This is a genomic window from Cupriavidus sp. WGlv3, from assembly GCF_023952475.1.
In the GTDB taxonomy this organism is placed as follows: domain Bacteria; phylum Pseudomonadota; class Gammaproteobacteria; order Burkholderiales; family Burkholderiaceae; genus Cupriavidus; species Cupriavidus phytorum.
In genome coordinates, this window is sequence record NZ_JALHRX010000004.1 from 248587 (window position 1) to 262606 (window position 14020).

At 63.3% G+C, this 14020-nt stretch carries 10 protein-coding genes; 3 read left to right on the plus strand and 7 right to left on the minus strand.

Annotation, left to right across the window (positions count from 1 at the left end):
• Positions 1-8 precede the first annotated feature (8 nt).
• The 3 genes from MKD38_RS10085 to MKD38_RS10095 all read right to left on the minus strand — a co-directional run bounded on the left by MKD38_RS10085 (position 9) and on the right by MKD38_RS10095 (position 3329).
• Positions 9-1397 (minus strand): tripartite tricarboxylate transporter permease, encoded by a 1389-nt coding sequence (locus MKD38_RS10085; RefSeq protein ID WP_252676422.1) that lies wholly within the window; start codon positions 1395-1397, stop codon positions 9-11.
• A gap of 30 nt (positions 1398-1427) precedes the next feature.
• Positions 1428-1940: a hypothetical protein gene (locus MKD38_RS10090; protein ID WP_252676424.1), complete on the minus strand. Its 513-nt coding sequence runs from the start codon at positions 1938-1940 to the stop codon at positions 1428-1430.
• A 102-nt stretch (positions 1941-2042) separates the two neighbouring features.
• Positions 2043-3329 carry a hydroxymethylglutaryl-CoA reductase, degradative gene (locus tag MKD38_RS10095; RefSeq protein ID WP_252676426.1) on the minus strand — a complete coding sequence of 429 codons (1287 nt, stop codon included), beginning with the start codon at positions 3327-3329 and terminating at the stop codon, positions 2043-2045.
• Positions 3330-3464: 135 nt separating this feature from the next.
• On the opposite strand from MKD38_RS10095, the gene MKD38_RS10100 reads away from it, so the two are divergent.
• Complete coding sequence (locus MKD38_RS10100) at positions 3465-4865, plus strand: aminotransferase-like domain-containing protein (protein ID WP_252676428.1); 1401 nt, start codon at positions 3465-3467, stop codon at positions 4863-4865.
• 389 nt (positions 4866-5254) lie between these two features.
• Here the strand turns inward: MKD38_RS10100 and MKD38_RS10105 are convergent, their stop codons facing one another.
• Positions 5255-6274, minus strand: coding sequence for a Bug family tripartite tricarboxylate transporter substrate binding protein (locus MKD38_RS10105; protein ID WP_252676429.1), 1020 nt, complete (start codon positions 6272-6274; stop codon positions 5255-5257).
• A gap of 47 nt (positions 6275-6321) precedes the next feature.
• Positions 6322-7362, minus strand: coding sequence for a mannonate dehydratase (gene uxuA / locus MKD38_RS10110; protein WP_252676431.1), 1041 nt, complete (start codon positions 7360-7362; stop codon positions 6322-6324).
• Positions 7363-7621: 259 nt separating this feature from the next.
• On the opposite strand from uxuA, the gene MKD38_RS10115 reads away from it, so the two are divergent.
• A complete protein-coding gene (locus MKD38_RS10115; protein ID WP_252676433.1) occupies positions 7622-8362 on the plus strand; it encodes a FadR/GntR family transcriptional regulator in 741 nt (246 codons plus the stop codon).
• 127 nt (positions 8363-8489) lie between these two features.
• Here the strand turns inward: MKD38_RS10115 and hchA are convergent, their stop codons facing one another.
• Complete coding sequence (gene hchA, locus MKD38_RS10120; RefSeq protein WP_252676435.1) at positions 8490-9371, minus strand: glyoxalase III HchA; 882 nt, start codon at positions 9369-9371, stop codon at positions 8490-8492.
• Positions 9372-9564: 193 nt separating this feature from the next.
• Complete coding sequence (locus MKD38_RS10125; protein WP_111520147.1) at positions 9565-10530, minus strand: enoyl-CoA hydratase/isomerase family protein; 966 nt, start codon at positions 10528-10530, stop codon at positions 9565-9567.
• Positions 10531-11243: 713 nt separating this feature from the next.
• On the opposite strand from MKD38_RS10125, the gene MKD38_RS10130 reads away from it, so the two are divergent.
• Positions 11244-14018: a winged helix-turn-helix domain-containing protein gene (locus MKD38_RS10130; RefSeq protein ID WP_252676437.1), complete on the plus strand. Its 2775-nt coding sequence runs from the start codon at positions 11244-11246 to the stop codon at positions 14016-14018.
• Positions 14019-14020: the final 2 nt, after the last annotated feature.

The following is a 14020-nucleotide window of genomic DNA, read 5'->3' on the forward strand; positions in this document are numbered from 1 at the left end:
CCGTGGAATCACCCAATCAGCTTCAGCAACGCCGGCACCGTCAGCACCGCCGTGTAGTAGCCCATGAACTGCACGCCCGTGTTGAACCCGATCGTCCTGGACAGCAGTCCACCCAGCAGCCCCATCGTTAGGATGACCAGCAGGCCAAGAAGCTGGCCCTCCCAAACGCTGATCACCAGGATCAGGCCGACGAAGGTGGCGATGATGGCTTCGTGGGAGATCCTGCGGGACACGAACAGTGCGGCACTGCGCGCGTAGTTCATGGCGAACGGGTAGGAGACCAGCGCGGCCAGCAGGACGGCGAGAAGCCCGTAGCCCAGGAACTCCCAATGGTTCAGGAGGTTGTGCAGGTTATGCGTCTGGCCCGAGGCGGCATCGACAGTGAATACCGGCGGCGCGTTGAACAACGGCGCGGCAGGGCCGGCCGCTACGGGGCTCAGCGGCAAGCCAAAGGCGATCAGGGGGATCAGCGCCTCGGCAATATAGGTTGCTTCGGTCACGCCGTTGCGCGCACTGAGCACGGTGGTCAGGCGATGATAGGCATGTTTCACGCGCGCGCCGACAATTTCACCCAGGACCACGGTCATGGCCACGGGACTGAACACAAAGGTCGCACTGGACACTGCGGCGGTCGCTACCGTCCACTTGGTCTGGTCGCGGTCGAGAACCCGGAACGGATTCGGGAAGTATCCCGACCAGCCTTTCACGTCGGGCGCGAGCGTGAACGTGCGCACCTTGTCGCGGCGCATGCGCGCGCTGTCCGCCGGGGAGATCACCGAGAACAAATCCGCAATCAGCGGGCCAATGGCAATGCCCAGGAAGTAGCTGATACTGAGCTTCACGCCGAACTTCGCCGTGAACGTTTGCAGCGCGACGATGACGACGACGAACGGCACCAGCGTGGCAATCGAGGCCCAGCGCCCGGCGGAGCTGTAAGCGATGATCACGGCGGCCACGACGAAGATCCACGGCGCGGCCTTGGTGATCGCGGCGCCGAATGGGGCGAGCAGCACCGCGAACAGCACGGCGAGCGGCACCGCGGCAAAGGCCGCAATGATGGCGCCCGAGATCATCTTGCGCAGGGCGATATGCGGCACGCCCAGGTTGCGCAGGTGGTTGGCATCCTGCAGCAAGGGCGTCGCCATGGTGTCGCCGGGAATGCCGAGCAGCGCAGTCGGAATCGCGTGGGTCATATGCTTGGCGACGGCGCCCGCGAGGAAGAAGGTGAAGACCCCTTCGGGTGGCACGCCGAGCAACACGACGAGAAGGGTGAGCGGGGCGAGCGTGGTGGTTTCGTCGGTGCCCGAGATCAGCCCGATGGCGGCGAAGATGATGGCGCCGGCCAGGCCCATGCCCGCGGCAACGAGGATGTGGTTCAGTATTGCGGATTCAAGCATGATGTGTCTCCGATATCCTTGGGCAGGCGTTCACGTCGCGGTGAATTGCGGCTGGATGGGCACTGTGGACGCTGCAGGCGCTGCCGGGGAAGCGGCGTTGCCAATCGGCTCGATCCCCGCACTATGGCGTTCGCGCGATGCGAAGAGTTCGAACAACTCCAGCTCATGCATCTCGCGCACGGCGGCGGCGGGCAGGTCGGCGACCGACCCTAGACCGCCAGATTCCGCGGCGAGCTTGTCGAGGACTTCCTCGCGCCAGCTCGGGTCGCCGGAGTCGTCTTCGGTGACTTCTCGCTTGGGCCGAAACAGGATTGCGCAGATGATTCCGGCAAGCAGGCAGCCGGCAAGGCCGGCCAGCATGGCGTAGGCGCGCGCCAGCTCCGGTGTCGCGACCAGCCCCGCCAGGAGGCGGCTTGCTACCAGGAAGCCCACGATGCTGACGCTGCCGCCAATCAGGATGGACCAGGCAAGATGGCCGGTATCCGCGGTGTCTCCCCAGACTTCGACCAGGCGCGACGCGAGTCGCGCTTCATTTGTTTTCATTGGGTTGTCTCCGTAAGTTGGCCGGCATTGAGGCGCTCTGGCGCGTCGGCAGCTCTTGGCTGTGTATTGAATGGGGCGCCACGCGGTGGCGCCTTGCGCTGCCTATTGGCCCCTGAGTTCGGCCAGCAGTGCTACGGCACGATCGGTGCGCACGTCCTTCTCATCGGCCATGCGTTTGGCCACACGATCGACCTCTTCACCGACGGCACCCGCTACCAACGCGATGTTGCGCGCATGCAGCGCCATATGGCCGCGCTGGATACCTTCGGTGGCCAGTGCACGCAGTGCGCCTAGGTTCTGCGCCAGGCCCACGGCAACGGTAATCTCGCCCAGGTGCTGGGCTGAATCGACGTCGAGCATCTTCAGGGCCAGGCGTGCCAGGGGGTGGGTCTTAGTCGCACCGCCCACCAGGCCCACCGGCATCGGCATTTCAATGGTGCCGACCAGGGCGCCGCTGCTGTCCTTTTCCCAATGCGTCAGCGACGTGTAGTGTCCGCCGCGGCAGGCGTAGGCATGGGCGCCCGCCTCGACGGCGCGCCAGTCGTTGCCGGTCGCCACGATGACCGGGTCGATGCCGTTCATGATCCCCTTGTTGTGCGTGGCCGCCCGGTAGGGATCGATGGCGGCGAAGGTGTATGCATCGATGATGCCCTCGATGATCTCGGCGCCGCTGCGTTCCCTGGTTGCCAGCACCGCCTCTGTCAGCCGGACCCGCGCCCGTGCCAGGCGCAAGTCGGCTAGATTGGACAGGATGCGCAGGCGCACCGTGCCACCGGAAATTTGCTCCACCAGTGGCGAAACCGCTTCTGCCATGGTGTTCACCGTGTTGGCGCCCATCGCGTCGCGCACATCGACGATCAGGTGCAACACGATCATCGGGCCCCTTGGCGTGTCGGCAAAGACGTGGACCTCGATGTCCTTGCAGCCGCCGCCCAGGCCAATCAGCACCTGGTCGCGGCTGTTCGCTACGCTGAGGATCTCTTTGCGATGACGCAGCAGGGCCTGTCGGGCGCCGTAGGGATCGGTCACCCCCAGTACCTGCACCTGTGCTCGCATGAGCGGCCCGGTGCTGGAGGTCTCGAAGCCGCCGCATTCGCGCGCAAGCTTTGCCATGTAGGAAGCTGCCGCCACCACAGACGGCTCTTCCACCACCATCGGCACCAGCACATCGCGGCCATTGACCTGGAAATATCCCCCAATGCCGAACGGTAGCTCGAAGGTGCCCACTACGTTCTCGATCATGCCGTCGGCCCGGGCCGCGCCCAGTGCGCCGGGTTCGGCGAGCAAGCGAATCTCTTCCTGTGTCAGCGATGTTGCGCCCGCGACATATTCGAGGCGCTGGGCCGGGGTCATGGCGCGGAAATTGGGCAGTCTGGAATCGGTAGCCATTGAATGTTTCCTTCCTTGGGGTATGGAATGGTGACACTTTAGGCTGACTGTACCCGTGAAAAAAGGTACAGTTTGACGGGACAGTTTGGGTGAAACCTGCCGGCGCGAAGCGCGGCCTAGACCATAACGCCTGCGATGCATACAAAGTCCCCTACACTCGCCGCAACGCTGGCGAACACTCTGGAAAGACAGATTGTCGAAGGCGCCTACCGGACCGGCGACAAACTACCCTCGCTGCGGGAACTGGCCCTGTTGCACGGATACAGCAAGAACACGATCGTGGCTGCGTTCGAACTGCTGGTCAGCCGCGGGCTGGTGGAACCCCGGCGCGGCGCCGGCTATTTTGTGCTCGACCGGCCTGTGAAGGCACAGGCCGACGAGGACGCCGGCTCGCTGAGGCGGGCGATGGACATCGTCTGGCTGATGCGAGAGCAACTGAAAAGCAGGCCAGACGTGTTAGCCGTGGGGGATGGATTCCCGCCAGTCGAATGGCTGTCGGAAGCGCGACTGGACAAGTATCACCACAAAGTTGTGCGCACCGGTCTGGGTGCGTTGTTCCGGTACGGCAATCGCTTCGGATACGGCCCCTTGCGTGACCATCTGGTGCGCAAGCTAGGCGACGTCGGCGTGGGCGCCGATCCCCGGCAGATCGTCCTGACCCATGGCGCCAACGATGCGCTCGACCTGGCGATCCGGTACTTTGTCCCGGCCGGCGCCACGGTTCTTGTCGATGATCCGGGCTACTACCCGTTGTTCGGCAAGCTGAAGCTGGCCGGCGCTACCATCATTGGCGTGCCGCGGCTGGCCGACGGGCCGGACGTGGAGATGCTGGAGCAGCTCCTTGTCCAGCACCGCCCACGCTTGTTCTTCACGCAATCCGTGGCACACAATCCGACCGGCTCGGATCTCTCGCCTGCCAAGGCGTACCGAGTATTGCAGCTCGCGCAGCGCTTCAACTTGCTGCTCGTGGAGAACGACGCGCTCGCGGACTTCAAGCCCACAACACTGCCCCGGCTATCGGCGCTGGACCAGCTCGAACGCACCATCTATATCGGCAGCTTCTCAAAGTCTTTCTCGGCTGCCTTGCGCGTAGGCTTCATTGCATGCGGCGCCGACCTGGCAAGCGATCTGGCCGACCTAAAGGCGCTGATCCATGTCAGCAGTTCAGAGTATTGCGAGCGGACCGTCGATGTAATTCTCAGCGAAGGCCACTACCAGCGCTACGTGACCAGGCTGCGGTCGCGCCTGGCTGAAGCCACCGCCAGGGCGCTGGCGCTCTTTGAAAGGCTCAATATTGACGTACTCGCCAGGACTGAACAAAGTCTGTACCTGTGGGGCGCACTACCGAACGTGGAAGACTCACTGGTTCTGGCCGAGCACCTTCTGCAGCAGAAGGTGGTCATCGCGCCAGGCCGCGTTTTCCGCGTGAACTCCGAAGTCAAATCGCCATGGTCGCGGTTCAATGTTGGCGCCGTCCTGGACCCGAGATTCGAAGCGGCGGCCCGTCGAGTACTTGGCCGCATAGAGAATACCTGACGGGCGGGACTGTGACGCTCGCCGGGTTGGCGCAAGCTCCTATCCGCGCGGCCATGCCTTGCATTGAGGAAAATCGGGTTGATCCGCTGAAGCCCTCCATTCCCGGGCAGGCTATGGCCGCCTTTTTATGCTGATCCAGCCGGCAAGTTGACAACGCATGGCCGGTAGGTTCGCGGAAGAGAGGGTCCGACTATCGCTTGGATCTCATCTCCTCATGCCGACCTCACTCGGACAATCGCCCCTCAGACCTAAATGGCCGGTGTGGGACCGATACTGGCCGAACTCAGCCGTCGGATCATCCGCCTTCCGTGCCTTATTCGCGCAGAGCGCGCACGTAGTGCCGCGACGCGGCGCTGGCGACAGACCGGCATTCACCGGCCTGCGCAGCCTTAATCAGCCGTGATGTTGTTGGCCTTCACCACCTCGCCCCACATTTTGTAGTGGGTGCGGGTCAGCGTTGCGAGCTGCTCGGGCGTGCCGCCGCCGGGCTCGTCACCGCGGTCGACGATGCTCTTGACGACGGCCGGGTCCTTCAGCGCCGTATTCAATGCGCCGTTGGCTTTCTTGACGATGTCGGGGCTCAGGCCCGGCGGTCCGTACAGACCGATGAACGAGATGATGGTGAAGTCCTTGATGCCGCTCTCGGTGGCCGTTGGCACGTCCGGGATCATGGCCACGCGCTTGGGTCCCGTGACCATCAGCGGCCGCAACTGGCCTGACTTGATGAAAGGCGCGACGACCGACGTGGCATCGAACATCGCATCCAGGCGTCCGGCCATCAGGTCGACCATAGCGGGGCTGCTGCCCTTATAGGGGACGTGGTTCATTCTGGGGCCGCCCATGCGCTCGCGCAGCAGTTCCATCGTGACATGCGGCAATGCGCCGGTACCGCCCGAGCCATAGTCGATGGTCTTGCCCGACTTGTCGCGCGCCTTGACCTCGTCGACGAACTGCGCGTAAGTCTTGATGGGCGAACTGGCGGGCACGACGAGGACCAGCGGCGACTGCAGCATCACGCCTATCGGCGTCAGCTTCTGCGGATCGACGATGCCAAGCTTGGTGTAGACGTGCGGCATGATCGTCATCGAGCCGTTGCCTACCAGCAGCTTGTTCCCGTCGGGCGCCGCGCGCATGACCTCGATGGAGGCGATATTGCCGTTCACGCCGGCCTTGTTGTCGATGACAAACGACTGACCCAGCGAACTCTGCAGGCCGTTAAGCAACGCACGTCCCGCGAAGTCGGTCTGGCCACCGGGCGGAAAGCCCACCAGCAGCGTTACTGGCTTGGTCGGCCAGTTGGTCTGCGCCCACGCGGCGGTCGTTGCCAGCGCGCCAAGGCCGAGCGCTGCGACGCCCAGGATCAACGCGGACCGGCGCGCATTCACGGGCGATTTCTTGGTGATTGTCATGACAGGTCTCCGATTATGTTTTGACTGGGCCGCAGCCCCACGGCGTTTCAGGCCGTCTTTTCCATCGCTTCCCACATCCCGTTGATATAGACCGCGCCGAGTGCCCGGTCATAGAGGCCGTATCCCGGCTTGCCGGTCTCGCCCCAGATCATGCGGCCGTGGTCGGGGCGGTAATAGCCCTGGAAGCCGACGTCGTGGTACGCCTTGACGATCGCGGCAATATCCAGCGATCCGCAACTCGACAGGTGGGCGGTTTCCTCGAAATCGCCCTGCGGCGTGATCTTGACGTTGCGGATATGGGCGAAGTGGATGCGTCCCATGCCGCCGAACTCGCGCACCAGCGCCTCGACGTTGTTCTGCGGGCCGGCGCCAAGCGAGCCGGAGCACAGCGTCAGACCGTTTGCCGGCGTGTCGACCATCCCCAGGATGCGTGCCAGGTCGTTGCGGTTCTTGACGATGCGCGGCAGTCCGAAGATGGGGCGCGGCGGATCGTCCGGATGAATGGCCATCTTGATGCCGCACTCCTGGGCCACCGGAATGATCGCGCGCAGGAAATGCTCCAGGTGCTCCCAGAGCCTGCCTTCGTCGATGCCACGATATTCGGCCAGCAGCGACTGCAGTTCTTCTGGCGCGTAGCTGGAATCCCAGCCGGGCAGGGCGATACCCTGGCTGACGTCGACCTGTTCTACCTCGCGGGTGCTGAAGGCAAGGCAGGTCGAGCCGTCATCGAGCTTCTTTGCCAGTTCCGTACGGGTCCAGTCGAACACCGGCATGAAGTTGTAGCAGATGACCTCGATGCCCGCTGCGGCCAGGTTCCTGATGGTCTGCTGGTAGTTCGCGATCAGCCGCTCGCGCGTCGGCTTGCCGAGCTTGATGTCCTCATGGACCGGAACCGACTCCACCACCTTGAACTGCAGCCCTGCCGCCTCGATGGTGGACTTGAGCGCCAGGATCTTGTCCAGCGGCCATACCTCTCCGACCGGTTCGTCGTAAATGGCCGAGACGATGTGGGTCATGCCCGGGATCTGCCGGATGTATTCGAGGGGGATTGGGTCGGTCGGGCCAAACCAGCGGAACGACATCTTCATGGGTGGGCTTCCTTGGGGCGACTCTGATGCGGCGGAAGAGAGCGGAAAGGCAATCCGGCCTGAACCGGCGCGCGTCATGGCCGGTAGGCCACGCCACACTGGTGTACCGAATCGGATATTTTGGTTCACCAATTATGAACAGGTTGCCCGATTTTGCCGTCATGGTTTACCATGGTGTGCATCAGGCGCTGCCAGGCCCACCTTCTCGTGGCGAGTGGTCAACCGGTGATCACATTAGGCAGCCGCCGCCTTACCTGCGATGCCACATTCCCACAGCGATCTTGCAACCCGACCGATACTCGAGAACCCGCCAGCGGCCAGCGACCGTTCGTACCTGAGCCTGGCCAGCCAGGTGCAGGCATTGATCGCATCCGGCGAGTTCTCCGCCGGCATGCGCTTGCCGTCCGAACGCACGCTGGCCGAGCGGTTCAGCGTCAGCCGCACCCTGGTGCGCGAGGCCATCATCGCGCTGGAGGTGCAGGGACTGGTCGAAGTGCGCGGCGGCTCCGGGATCTACGTCTGCGCAGAAGCGCCCGCGTCCGGTCGCGAGCCGTTCGAGATGCCCTGGCGGCCGGGGCCGATAGAATCGCTGCGCGCCCGGGCGCTGATTGAATCGGAAATCGCCGGCCTGGCGGCCAGCGAGCGCAAGGACGGCGACCTTGACCGTATGTTCGCGGCCCTGAGCCTGATGCGCGAGCACATGGACAACAAGCAGGCCAACGAGGCGGCGGACCGGCAGTTCCACCTGTGCCTGGCCGAATCGACCGGCAACCGGGTCCTGCTGCATATGGTCACCGCACTGTGGGACAGCGGGCGCAGCGATCCGCTATGGGGCAAGATCGAGGAACACTTCCATACCACGGAGCTGCGGGAGGCATCGCAGGAAGACCATCAGCGCATCTTCGCTGCGGTGATGGCGCGCGACGCGACAGCGGCGCGGGCGGCAATGCGTAACCACCTGGAGAGGGTGATCAGCGAGTTTACGCAGGCGTGGCGTTGAGGATAGCCCGTTGGGCGTCGCGCCCGACCCCATACCTCAACAATTGGCGCCGACCACCAAACGGTGTCGGCGCCCTTGCGCGCATGTCCCGACCTGCGTCAGGAGATAACGTCTTGACGACTCACAACTAGCGCCCACCCGTACTCTGCACTTCATCGAGTAGCGCGCGCGCAGCCAGCTTGCCAAGATTGTTGCCAGCGAACGGGCTGTCACCTGTGAGGAGCTTCCGGTCACGGAAAGTACTCCCATCGATTTTGGTGTTTACGATCTCGACTCCCATCGCTGCAAGCTTCTCGCCAAAGAACCAACGCAAGGGGCCGGGCATATAGCCAATATCCGGGGTCTGCTTGTCCATGGAATCTGGAAATGCGCAGATGCGGTAGCCGCGGAACAGATCTCCACCGTTAGGTTCGTCGACGCTTGCGGAAAGCAGGGCGGCAGGCCCATGACAAAGCGTGATGATGAACCTGTCGTTTTGCATGGCCCACTGAAGCGTTGCCTTCATATCTGCGCTGAAGGGTAGCCCCATCAGGGCACCATGTCCACCAGGGATGAAGACGGCAATGTAGTTTGCATCCGTGTTCAAGGAACTGACCACGTCAGCAAGCTTGAGGGGCTGCTGGAACTTTTGCTCGTACTTTGAGTAGAGGGACTTTATCTCGGCGTCCTCGGAAGGGAACGCCCACCATTCGAACTTGGCCGGGTTGCCGGATAACGTGGCAATGTCGAACTCGAAGCCTGCGCGGTCCAGGTGATACATGGGCAGCAGGGTCTCGACGGGATGGTTGCCAGTAGAGAAGAAGGTACCGTTTCCGGTGAGGAGATAGCGCTCGTCCGCAGCGACGAGCAGAACTTTCCAGCGGCCGCCCTGATAAGCGTCCGGATAGTCGGCGTCGGAGAGGTTCGACTTTGGCGAAGTGAATTGTGAGAGTGAGTATGGGGAGGGGAAGAATGCGTTGCGCTCGGCTTGATCAGGCGTCGGCTGCTTGCTGTCGGTCTGGGACGTCATGATGGGCTTCCTTCTAAGGATGAACGGGTTTTTGGTGCTTAGTTTCCACCGGCTTTAAGGATGAGGGGAAATCCCCCAATCACCAGCAGGAGCCATGCATTCCGGCACCTTGCTATGTGCACTGCACTCTCTCGCTCGTATCAACGCTTTTTCGCACCGGCGGGCGATGACCGTTCGGAGGCAGGTAGATCGCCTAATCGGCGGGCGGCAGGTTGGCAGAGAGGTCGGGGAAATGGAGTTCGCCTTCGTAGGTCTCGGCGCCCGCTTTGAGTATCGCCTTCACACGCGCCTGTATCGCTTCGTTGGCTACGCAAAGATCGGCTTCATGCGCTTCGACCAACAACCCTTCGGAGAACGATACGTCTGAGCCCATGTCCACCGCCTTTTTCAGGTGCGCGATGGTGGTGGTGGGGAAGGTCGCAATGCGGCGTGCGAGCCTGTCCACGAATGGCCCCAGTTCATCGGCCGGCAGCGCACGATTGATATAGCCGTAGTGGTCGGCCAGTTCTGCCGAGAAGTCTTCGCCGACGAGCAGCACCTCAAGGGCACGTGCGCGCCCCATGCGCCGCGGCAATCGCTGTGTGTTGCCCCCGCCAGGGACCAGTCCGCAAACGACTTCGGGCTGGCCGAACACAGCCTTGCCGATCGCGGCGAAGCACATGTCCGCGGCCAGCGCGATCTCGCAGCCGCCGCCACGGGCGATGCCCTCAACCTTGGCGATCACGGCTTTTGGCATGTTGCGCAAGCGCTCGCCGAGCATCTGGGTCAGGCGGAAGGTACGTGTATTCGAAGTCGTTTTCGGTGCGGAGCCGACACGGCGCAAGCCCGAGTGAGCGATAAAGAACTTCGGAACGGCGCTCTGCAGGATGATGACGCGCACCCCCGCATCCTGTTCCAGTTGGCGGGTCACGCGGTCGAACTCATCCGACAGTACCTCATCGAGCAGGTTGAGCGGCGCATAGTTCAATGTAACGGTGGCGACGCCGTGGCGGTCCTTGGTGACCTGGATATGCTTGTAATCGGCGTAGTTTGCGCCGGCCCCTTTGGGCAGAGCGGAGCTTTCGGACGCTCCAGCCTCGGCCGAGGCGAGCAACATCCCCGGCGCGAGTGTTGCGGCGCTGATGGACTGGACAAAGGAGCGTCTTGAGATAGTCGACATGGCAGGTTCCTTGGATTCATCTCGCGCTTGCCGAGCCAGGCCTGGCCCGTAGCTGGCGGCGCCGGAGTGCTTAAAGATGCGCGAACCAATCTATGCCTTGCGATTCCCATTTGCGAGAAACTGTTAGTGGAAACGCGAGACACGCCGTTCGCATCGCTGACGCAATCATTCCCGTATCGCTGCGGTGTTTGCAAGGAGCCTCCCTAAGTGGGGGGGGTACCCAGTACAGGTCCTGGCAATGCTGAAAGCGGCGTTCGGATCAGCCCAGGAGGTATCACCGAAGTACAAAGCAACGCCCGGAAACAGCGGCGAGTTGGCATCGCCGGCCAAGCCCCCCGCCGTCCCCCCCGCTGACGGTATCTCCTGCCCTTGTGGCTTGACTTCCGTTTCGGCGATCATCCGTTACAGTCGCATCCAGACCTGCTCGGCTGATCCTAGTGAAGGAAAGTTAGATCCGAGTGGCAAGAAGACCCTCTTGTCTTGGGGAGAAGCTTCATAAGTGCCCCGAGATGCAGTCGCGGGTAAAGCGTGCGCTGAATAACCAGCATGACCCGCAGGAAATGATCGATGCCATGATCGATATCATCACCGCCGCGTCGCATCGCTACCGAACCATCACGCCTGATTCAGCCGCCGAGATGGTGCGCCGGGAGCAGGCGGATAAATGGGTGTGATCGTGTAGTGGTCGCACCCGCCGTTAGGAAGAGCCACGCATGACCCAATCATCGCCGGTCGCCGCTGCGCAACTGCCCCAATGGCGGCCAGCCTTGATCCTGACAAAGCTGGCGCCGCCGAGAACGCGTCACTATATCCGTCGCAAGCGCGCCATCGAGCTGTTGCGCCCTGGCATGGAACGCAAGCTGACGGTTCTGGTAGCCCCCGCCGGCTTCGGCAAGACTTCGCTGTTGAGTGAATGGAAGACGGTCATGGCGCAGGAAGGCTGCGCCGTTGGCTGGCTCAGTATCGACCGAGACGACGACGATCTCTTCCAGTTCGGCGCCTACCTGCTCGCAGCGGCCAGGGATGCCTGCAGCCGGGCCGGCGTTCAGATCCCGTGCGGCCTGGCGCCGGACCCGTTGGCGCCGGCGGACGCAATGTTTGCCGAGCTACTCAATGCGGTCTTGGCGCTGCCGCGCCGGATGGTGCTGGTGCTGGATGATTTCGATCGGCTGGCAGCGCCCGCCATCCACGAGGCGGTGTTCCGGCTGCTGCGCTATGCCCCGGAGAACCTGCATTTACTCGTCGCGGGGCGGGGCGAGCCAGGCTTTCCGCTGAGTTACTTCGAAGCCCGGGGTCAATTGTTGATGCTGGATGCGGAAGCCCTGCGCTTTGACAGCGCCGAGACGCAGGCGTTTTTTTCCGCCGTTTCCGGGCATGAACTGAGCGCTGCCCAGACTGAGGTCCTGCTTCGAGCGACCGAAGGCTGGGCGGCTGGCTTGCAATTGGCGACCTTTGCATTAAGCGCAACCGACAAGCCAGACGTCTTTGCCGAGCGCTTGCCATTCGTCCGGCGCAGCGTTGAAGCGTATCTGAACGAGAACGTATTTGTTCACGTCCCCGAGCCGCTACAGACTTTTCTCCTGCAGACCTCGGTGCTGGACCGAATGTCGGTGCCCTTGTGCGAGGCAGTGACAGGCTCCAGCAAGTCGCATGCCACTTTCGAGTGGCTGATGGCTCGGAATTTGTTCGTCAGACCCCTGGACGCCGAGGGCCAGTGGTACCGCTATCACGCGCTGTTTGCCGAATACCTGAGAAAACGCCTGGTCAGGGAGCGTCCGCACGAAGTTGCCGAACTGCATCGCCGGGCCAGTGAATGGTTTGCGGCGCAATCGCTGTGGCAGGAAGCGGTCCGGCATGCCTTGGCCGCGGGGGATGTCGATCGCGCCGCCGGCTGGGTCGAGCAATGCGCGATGACCCTGGTCGAGGCCAGCGACGTGCGGACGGTGCTGAGCTGGGTTGCCAAGCTGCCCCCCGAGGCGGTGCATGGCCGGCTGCGCCTGCGCCTGGCGCAGGCTTGGGCGCTCGCGTTGACGATGCAGACAGTGGCGGCCAAAGCGGTGTTGCAGGCGGTCGAGGAGGACATCGGCCACGGGCGGCTGCCCTTGACCGAGGTAGTGCGCGTCGAGTTGCAGGCGGTCACGGCGCTAATCGCGGGTCTGTCCGATGAAAGCGAACTCTCATTGGAAATGGGCCGCAAGGTGCTGGCGCTCGGCCCCGAAACCGGCTCATGGGAAGAGGGCATCGGGCTGACCACACAGATCTTCGGGCTCAGCTATGCAGCGGGGTTTGACGAGGTCGAACGCCTGCGGCGCACGCTCACCCTCAATACCGGCGCTGATACGCCGATCTACGCCAAGGTGTACCGGCAAAGCATGGTTGGGCTCAGCTTGTTCGTGGAAGGCAGGCTGGGCGAGGCCGTTCAGACCCTGGAGGATGTGCTGCGCGAATCCAACGCGCGCGCCGGCCGGCAGTCTGCCGCATCGGTGCTCCCGGTCGGCTACCTGGCCGCCATCCACTATGAATGGAATGACCTGGACCGGGTCGCCGAACTGCTGGAAGGGCGGCTCGAGATGGCGATGCAATCGTGCTCGCTGGGGCCACTGGTCGGCTTCTGCGTGACGCTGGCGCGCCTGAGGCTGCTGGCGGGGAAGCAGGACGAAGCCTATCGGGTCGTAGAAAACGCGGAAGCCGTTGCCAGAAGCCGCCGATGGCTGCGCATGCAGGTCGCATGCAAGGCCGAGGCGATCCGGATCGGTATCCGGTCCGGCGACTTGGGCCGCGCCACGAGGATCGGCCACGAGTTGGAAGCGCTTGTCGGGCAGCGGCCAGCGGGCTTGCAGGGCAGCTACCTGGAGACCTGGCAGCGTTTCCAGATGGCGCATTGCCGTCTGCTGGTGGCGCGTGGCCGGGCGGCGGAAGCGGTTCCCATCTTGCGGGGCGTGCAGGCTGAGTTGCGTGCGGCGGGCATGCAGTACCTTTCCGCCCAGATATCAGTGATGCTGGCGGTCGCCCTGCACAGTGCGGGCGAGCGTGTGGAGGCTGTGGAGGCCATGCGTGCCGCGCTCACGTATGGCCAGGCTAACGGTCTGTACCGCGTGTTTCTCGATGCCGGGCCTGCGGCCCGGGAAATCCTTGACGCGCTGCGTCAGCAGCAAGACCGCCTGGCCGAGGTTGAGCCCTGGTATGTGAGGAGGCTATGCGCGGGCTTCGATGCGCCGGCACGCGCGCCAGACGCCGCGGATGACCAGGTGGAGCCGGCGTCCGCCAGCAGGCTAAGCGCCCGTGAAGTGGAAATTCTCGACTACGTGGCACGGGGGCTTTCCAACAAGGAGATTGCCCGCGCCATTCGCGTCGCCCCGGAAACCGTGAAGTGGCATCTGAAGAATATCTTTGAGAAGCTGAAAGTGAACTCCCGCATCCAGGCGGTCCGCAGCGGCCTGGGTCGGGACCTGCCTCGGGTCGCGCAGCGCCCTGAAACGCGGAGCTAGCT

Bases quoted from the DNA above. Each gene is read 5' to 3' on its own strand.
- MKD38_RS10085 (WP_252676422.1), bottom strand. From the start codon at position 1,397: ATGCTTGAATCCGCAATACTGAACCACATCCTCGTTGCCGCGGGCATG.
- MKD38_RS10090 (WP_252676424.1), bottom strand. From the start codon at position 1,940: ATGAAAACAAATGAAGCGCGACTCGCGTCGCGCCTGGTCGAAGTCTGG.
- MKD38_RS10095 (WP_252676426.1), bottom strand. From the start codon at position 3,329: ATGGCTACCGATTCCAGACTGCCCAATTTCCGCGCCATGACCCCGGCC.
- MKD38_RS10100 (WP_252676428.1), top strand. From the start codon at position 3,465: ATGCATACAAAGTCCCCTACACTCGCCGCAACGCTGGCGAACACTCTG.
- MKD38_RS10105 (WP_252676429.1), bottom strand. From the start codon at position 6,274: ATGACAATCACCAAGAAATCGCCCGTGAATGCGCGCCGGTCCGCGTTG.
- uxuA (WP_252676431.1), bottom strand. From the start codon at position 7,362: ATGAAGATGTCGTTCCGCTGGTTTGGCCCGACCGACCCAATCCCCCTC.
- MKD38_RS10115 (WP_252676433.1), top strand. From the start codon at position 7,622: ATGCCACATTCCCACAGCGATCTTGCAACCCGACCGATACTCGAGAAC.
- hchA (WP_252676435.1), bottom strand. From the start codon at position 9,371: ATGACGTCCCAGACCGACAGCAAGCAGCCGACGCCTGATCAAGCCGAG.
- MKD38_RS10125 (WP_111520147.1), bottom strand. From the start codon at position 10,530: ATGTCGACTATCTCAAGACGCTCCTTTGTCCAGTCCATCAGCGCCGCA.
- MKD38_RS10130 (WP_252676437.1), top strand. From the start codon at position 11,244: ATGACCCAATCATCGCCGGTCGCCGCTGCGCAACTGCCCCAATGGCGG.